General features: G+C 41.1%; 7 protein-coding genes and 1 pseudogene. All 8 read left to right on the top strand.

The features are described 5' to 3' along the window. Positions 1-707 (top strand): annotated as a pseudogene (locus WBM49_RS06275) (F0F1 ATP synthase subunit alpha); the annotation flags it as partial. Positions 708-724: 17 nt separating this feature from the next. Continuing rightward, a complete protein-coding gene (gene atpG, locus WBM49_RS06270; RefSeq protein WP_424371205.1) occupies positions 725-1585 on the top strand; it encodes an ATP synthase F1 subunit gamma in 861 nt (286 codons plus the stop codon). A 120-nt stretch (positions 1586-1705) separates the two neighbouring features. Next, positions 1706-2224: a hypothetical protein gene (locus tag WBM49_RS06265; RefSeq protein ID WP_424371204.1), complete on the top strand. Its 519-nt coding sequence runs from the start codon at positions 1706-1708 to the stop codon at positions 2222-2224. A 54-nt stretch (positions 2225-2278) separates the two neighbouring features. Further along, positions 2279-3745 (top strand): lipopolysaccharide biosynthesis protein, encoded by a 1467-nt coding sequence (locus tag WBM49_RS06260; RefSeq protein ID WP_424371203.1) that lies wholly within the window; start codon positions 2279-2281, stop codon positions 3743-3745. Next, the gene (gene dut / locus WBM49_RS06255; protein ID WP_424371202.1) at positions 3735-4169 is read left to right on the top strand and encodes a dUTP diphosphatase; all 435 of its coding nucleotides are present in this window, start codon (positions 3735-3737) and stop codon (positions 4167-4169) included. Before WBM49_RS06260 ends, dut begins: the two co-directional genes overlap by 11 nt. A 46-nt stretch (positions 4170-4215) precedes the next feature. After that, positions 4216-5130 carry a tetratricopeptide repeat protein gene (locus WBM49_RS06250; protein WP_424371201.1) on the top strand — a complete coding sequence of 305 codons (915 nt, stop codon included), beginning with the start codon at positions 4216-4218 and terminating at the stop codon, positions 5128-5130. A gap of 1 nt (position 5131) precedes the next feature. Beyond that, positions 5132-5920, top strand: a complete 789-nt coding sequence (locus WBM49_RS06245) for a DUF4292 domain-containing protein (RefSeq protein WP_424371200.1) — start codon at positions 5132-5134, stop codon at positions 5918-5920. Position 5921: 1 nt separating this feature from the next. Next, the coding region (locus WBM49_RS06240; protein WP_424371199.1) for a murein hydrolase activator EnvC family protein at positions 5922-6748 on the top strand (827 nt) is incomplete at its 3' end.

Raw genomic sequence — 6748 nt, 5'->3', positions numbered from 1 at the left:
CGTATCCTGGAGATGTATTTTATCTTCACTCCAGGCTTTTAGAGCGTGCTGCTAAGGTGATTGATGACGATACCATAGCGAAGAACATGAACGACCTTCCGGATGTCTTAAAACCTATGGTAAAAGGGGGAGGCTCATTAACAGCCTTGCCAATTATTGAAACCCAGGCAGGAGACGTTTCCGCTTATATTCCTACCAACGTGATCTCCATTACAGACGGTCAGATCTTCCTGGAGCAGGATCTTTTTAACCAGGGGGTAAGACCTGCGATCAACGTAGGTATCTCGGTTTCCAGGGTAGGAGGAAATGCTCAGATCAAATCCATGAAGAAAGTAGCGGGGACGCTAAAATTAGACCAGGCTCAGTTCAGGGAATTAGAGGCTTTTGCCAAGTTCGGATCCGACCTTGATGCTGCTACCCTGAATGTTATTGAAAAAGGACGAAGAAACGTTGAGATCTTGAAACAGGCTCAAAACGATCCGTTCACAGTGGAAGATCAGGTTGCTATCATTTATGCCGGTTCTAAAAACTTGCTACGCGATGTTCCGGTTGAGAAAATAAAAGAGTTTGAAAGAGACTACCTTGAGTTTTTGAATGCAAAACACAGGGATGTTTTAGACACCCTGAAAGCAGGAAAACTAACCGATGAGGTGACCGATACGCTTACTTCGGTATGTGCGGAAATGGTTAAGAAATATAAAAGTTAGATTACAGCAGATAAAACATGGCAAATCTTAAGGAAATAAGGAATAGAATAGCGTCGGTTTCATCAACCATGCAGATCACCAGTGCCATGAAGATGGTATCTGCTGCAAAATTGAAAAAAGCGCAAGATGCTATTACCGCCATGCGCCCATATGCCAATAAGCTAACAGAACTTTTGCAAAATCTTAGCGGAAGCCTGGACGCAGATACTGGTAGCGCCTATGCAAATGAGCGGCCGGTTAAAAAAGTATTGGCAGTGGTAATTACCTCTAACCGAGGGTTGTGTGGCGCCTTTAATTCAAATGTGATAAAACAGTGCATTTCATTGCAAGCCAACACTTACAAGGAGCAGGAAGTACATTTTATGGCCATTGGGAAGAAAGGGAACGACATTCTGAGGAAAAAGAATGCAATCATCGCCAATCATAGCAAGGTGTATGATGATCTTACTTTTGACAATGTGGCTCTTATTGCCGAGGAGTTGATGAAGCACTTTGCAGATGGCACCTATGATCATATTGTGCTTGTGTATAACAAATTCAAAAATGCAGCCACTCAGATCTTGATGACCGAGCAATTTCTGCCTATAGTGGCGGCAAATTCGGAATCTACCACAGCCATCGATTACATTTATGAGCCGGAGAAAGAGAAGATCGTGATGGAGTTGATCCCAAAATCTTTAAAAACCCAGTTATATAAAGCAATTAGAGATTCTTTTGCCAGTGAACACGGCGCCCGGATGACGGCCATGCACAAGGCAACAGACAATGCTTCTGAACTTAGGGATCAATTAAAATTAACGTACAATAAAGCGCGGCAGGCGGCGATCACCAATGAAATCCTCGAGATTGTTGGAGGGGCGGAAGCTTTAAATGGTTAATTTTTTGACGAAATTATAAAAATTAAAACCCTGACTTGTCTCAGGGTTTTTATATTTAAAGCAGCTGATTGTCTATTTTTGGCACAGCTATTGGAGAGTATGTATAAAAAGCACGTAAACATGATTAAAGCACCTTTATTTACCTTTATATTTTTATTTGCCTTAGTTGGGTGTTCTTCCCAAAAGAAATTGGTAGACCAAACTCCGTTCACAGTAGATGGTCCAAGCTGTCAGGACTTTACAGCAGGCAGGGAAGAAGGTGGGTCGGGCTTCACGCTGAACATACCAATTACGGGCTATGAGGGGAATGTCACCTTCGGGGAGGTCTATTTCAGGGGTCATGTACTGCAGCCAACGTTAGAACAAAATGATAAAGGAACGACCTTGGTTTGTGTTTATAAAAATGAGGCCCCGGGCAAAATGCACGAGATTGTAATGCATGCAGATCCTACACAGGAAATTGGAAATCAACCTCCTTCCTTATCAAAAAGTGAACCTGCAGATTTTCCGTTCGAACTGGGAAAGGACGAAGCTGTGATCAGCTATCTGGAGAATGGAAAGAAGAAAAAGTTTTTTTACAAAATAAAAGAAGTGAAACAAAAGCTTCCTTCTATATATCCCTCACGTGCAAAAAACTAACTTTGTTAGCAGGCTTTAAATACCTAATTTTAAGCCTTACCTAACAACGCACGGTTGAGTCTGTTTCAAAAATTATTTAAGCAAACATTTATTTATGGGCTGGCCACCGTCTTGCCCAGAATGCTGTCTTTTATTTTGGTGCCACTTTACACCAAAGTGATGCCCACCGGTGCTTATGGGGAAGTGACCCTTATTTTTGCTTGGTTTGCGATCTTTAACGTGGTCCTTGCCTATGGGATGGAAACGGCTTTTTTTAGATATTACAACAGTGAGAACAGCAGAACCAAAGTAGTATCTACCTCTATCATCTCCCTGGGGACCACCACTTTTTTGTTTACCCTGCTAGCCCTGCTGTTTCATAATAAACTGGCACTTCTCTTGAATATAGATCAGGAGTATATTCAGTATGTCATCTATATCTTGGCACTGGATGCGTTGGCAATCATCCCTTTTGCCTGGCTGAGGGCCCGGCAGAAACCAAAGCGGTATGCCATCATAAAAATTGTCAATGTAGCTGTAAATTTAGGATTGAATGTTTTCTTTTTGCTATTGCTCCCCAACTTCATTCAGGAAAATCCGGAGAGTCTCTTTAAAACGATCTATTACCCCGATTTTCAGATCTCCTATATTTTTATTTCTAACCTCATTGCCAGCGGACTTACCCTCTTGCTTATGGGGAAATGCTATATTCTGCCAAAATATACTTTTGATAAAGCTCTCTGGTCACAAATGGTGCGATATGGCTTACCGGTAATGATTGCCGGCATTGCTTTTACGATCAATGAGGTGTTCGACCGTATTATGCTTTCAGAACTCTTACCTGCTGCCATTGCAAAGAGCGAAATAGGGAAGTATTCTGCCTGTTATAAGATTGCCCTGTTTATGACGCTTTTCGCCACAGCTTTCCGGTTGGGGATTGAGCCTTTTTTCTTTAGCCATTCAAAATCGGAAAACCCCCAGAAGGCCTACGCACAGATCACCAATTATTTTGTGGTACTGGGATCTGTAATCTTACTGGCGGTAGTGGTTTTTGCCGATCTTCTAAAACAAGTGATCGTTCTAAATGCAGACTATTGGGAGGCCATGCCCGTGGTACCTATTATTGTCCTTGCGAGCTTTTGTCTCGGCATCTATCACAATCTGTCTGTTTGGTATAAAGTAACGGACAGAACACGTTTTGGAGCCTATATCTCAATTGTAGGAGCTTTGATCACTATTGGCATCAACTACTTCTTTATTCCTTTGATTGGCTATTACGCCTCAGCCTATGCCACCCTGGCGGCCTATGCGAGTATGATGAGCCTGTCTTTCTACTTCGGCAGGAAGTATTATCCGATTCCGTATAACCTTCGAAAAATTGGCTTTTATATGGGGATTTCCATCCTATTCTCAGCCTTGTCTTTTTATGTTTTTAAGGGGAACATCTACATTGGGGCATCCCTACTTTTAGTATTTTTATTTTTGGTTTATAAAATGGAATTTGACCTTCTAAAACGCATATTTATAAAAAATGAACATTAAGATCATTAACACCTCAAATCACGCATTACCCCACTATGAAACCAAGGCCTCTGCAGGCATGGATCTGCGCGCGCACTTAGACCAGCCTGTGACCTTAGGGTCGCTAGAACGAAAGGTCATTAAAACGGGCTTATTTCTGGAACTACCGGTGGGGTATGAGGCGCAGATACGACCCAGAAGCGGACTTGCGGCTAAAAAAGGGATTACCGTACTAAATACCCCCGGCACTATAGATGCAGACTACCGGGGAGAGATTGGCGTGATTCTTGTTAATTTATCGAATGAACCCTTTGTTGTAGAGGATGGTGAACGAATTGCCCAAATGGTGATCGCCAATCATGAACGGGCCGAGTGGGTTGAGGTAAATGAATTATCTCAAACAAGCAGAGGTGCCGGCGGCTTTGGCAGTACAGGCACCCGTTAGTAGAAATGTAAAGTTCTAACAATCTTGTAGTTACACATTTTAATTTATGAAATTCCTTTCCTATTTAGCAATCATTCTTATGGGTACCATGGTGGTGTCCGGAGATTTGTATGCGCAGGAAGAAGAAAGCGCTGACATTTCTTTGGAGGACAATACAGATGTATTTCAGGAATTGTTCTTTGAGGCACTAAAGCAAAAAGGGATAGAAAATTACGGTAAAGCCATTAATGCGCTTTTAAAATGCAAACAAATGGAAGCGACCAACGATGTTGTAGATCACGAATTGGCTAAAACTTACAAGATGAACAATCAATTGGTCCTGGCTGAAGAATCTGCCAAGGAAGCTATAATTAATCAACCCCAAAACCTGTGGTATTTGTATACGCTGTTGGAGATCATGGAGCTTCAGGGATCCGATTTAAATAGAATTAAAGATCAAATTCCCTATAATAACGAACAGTTAAAGGAAAACCTGGCGCAGATTTACTTTGAAAAGAAAAGTTATGACAGATCGTCCGCGGTCTTAAAGGATCTGCGCTCAAGCAAGTTCACCAAAGAACTGGCCGCCAGGATCAAGGATTCACTGCAACAAGAGTTTTCTGAAGAAAAAAAATTACCTGGTAATGGTAATATTGAGAAGCCAAATCCCGTTACCAAGCTAATCAATGAACTTGCTGTACTAATCCAGGATGAAGATTTTGAAACCTTGAATCAAAAAGCAGAAGAGGCACTTGAATCCTATCCAACCCAACCATTTTTTTATTATGCGAAAGGGATGTCTCTGAATCGGATTGCTAAAAACAGTGAGGCCGTAGATTTTTTGACAATGGGATTAGATTTTATAATTGAGAACGATGAATTACTACAGAACTTCTATGTTGAACTTGCCAGGGCTCACAATGCTCTGGGAGAGACAACAAAGGCAAATATGTATCTTAGTAAAATAAAAAATGGCTCCTAGGATGAAGATGAAGAAGAGTACGTTAGGGATTGGATGGGTGTTAATAGGAATATTTCTATTTCTGCTAAGCTCATGCAGATCGGCCAAGATCATTTCAGACAATACCCTGGATGCCAGTCTATCGGCAAAGACCATCATAAAAAATCATTATCGAAGTAGCGTTAACTTCAAAACACTTACCAGTAAATTAAGGATTGAGTATTCGGATGGGGAGTCTAGCCAGAGTTTAGGAGTAAGCCTCAGGATGGAGAAAGATAAGGCGATATGGTTGAGTGCGCCCTTGGGAATAGTGAAGGTAATGATCACCCCAGACAGGGTATCTTTTTACAATAAATTAGAGAATAATTACTTCGATGGAAGTTTTGAATACCTGAGTCAATTATTGGGAACCGATCTAGATTTTAATAAAGTGCAAAACCTGTTATTGGGAGAAGCACTTTTTGATCTTAGGGATGAGCGTTATGAAGTTTCACTCAACACGACCTCTTACGAATTAAAGCCAAGTAGCTCGTACGAACTGTTTAAGACCCTTTTTCAAATATCCCCGGGTACATTTAAGCTGGCATCTCAGCAAATTGCTCAGCCGTTGAAAAAAAGACTATTGGAGATCCGCTATAAGGATTATCAACAAAAAGATAATAAACTGGTGCCAAACAACGTGGGGATCGTAGCTATAGATAATAATCAGCGGAATGTGATTGATATTGAATTTCGGAATGTGGAATTCAACGGAAAGATCAGTTTCCCCTACAAGATCCCAAATGGATATGATAAGATTGTGTTGAATTAATATGAGAGCATTCTCTGCATATCGTGTATTACTGTTTGGGGTTATCTTAATCCTGCTAACTGCTTCAGCCCGGGCCCAAACTAATGAACAAAAAGCGCTGGAGGCCAAAAGGGAACAACTCCAAAAGGAAATATCGGAAATGAACCGATTGTTGTTTGCAGAACGGAAGCAAAAAGGGAATGTTTTAGACCAATTGGAACTTCTGGATCAGAAAATAAACGTCAGACAGCAATTGATCCGGGTTACAAATCAACAATCAAATCTCCTTAACAGACAGATAAATGCCAATATCAGGAACATTGGAAAACTCAGAGAAGACCTGGATATTTTAAAGGAAGAATACGCTAATATGATCCGCAAATCGTATCAGAACAGATCGCAGCAAAGCAGGTTGATGTTTCTTATGTCTTCTCAAAATTTTTATCAGGCCTTTAAAAGACTGCAGTATTTAAAGCAATATACCCAATACCGCAAACAACAGGGGGTGCAAATTGCCTCAAAAACAGAAGATCTTATTGCACTGAACAACGATCTGACCCTACAGCGCAAGGAGAAGGAATCCTTAATCGCAGAGAACCAAGTGGCCAGGAAGGAATTATTTGATGAGATCAATTCCCAAAAAGGATTATTAAGCACTATCCGTAAAAATGAAAGCAACTATGCCGTAGCCCTTAATAAAAAGAAAGCGGAAGCTAGGAAAATAGACGAACAAATAGAGCGACTCATCAGAAGTGCTATTGCGGCATCCAATAAGAAAGCGGGGAACACGGAAAATAGCAGCACATTTGTCCTTACCCCGGAAGCAGCGATCGTAGCAACTAATTTTTC

Origin of the sequence: Muriicola sp. (genome assembly GCF_049669965.1) — a bacterium.
In the GTDB taxonomy this organism is placed as follows: domain Bacteria; phylum Bacteroidota; class Bacteroidia; order Flavobacteriales; family Flavobacteriaceae; genus Muriicola.
This window is presented reverse-complemented; position numbering and strand designations above follow the sequence as displayed.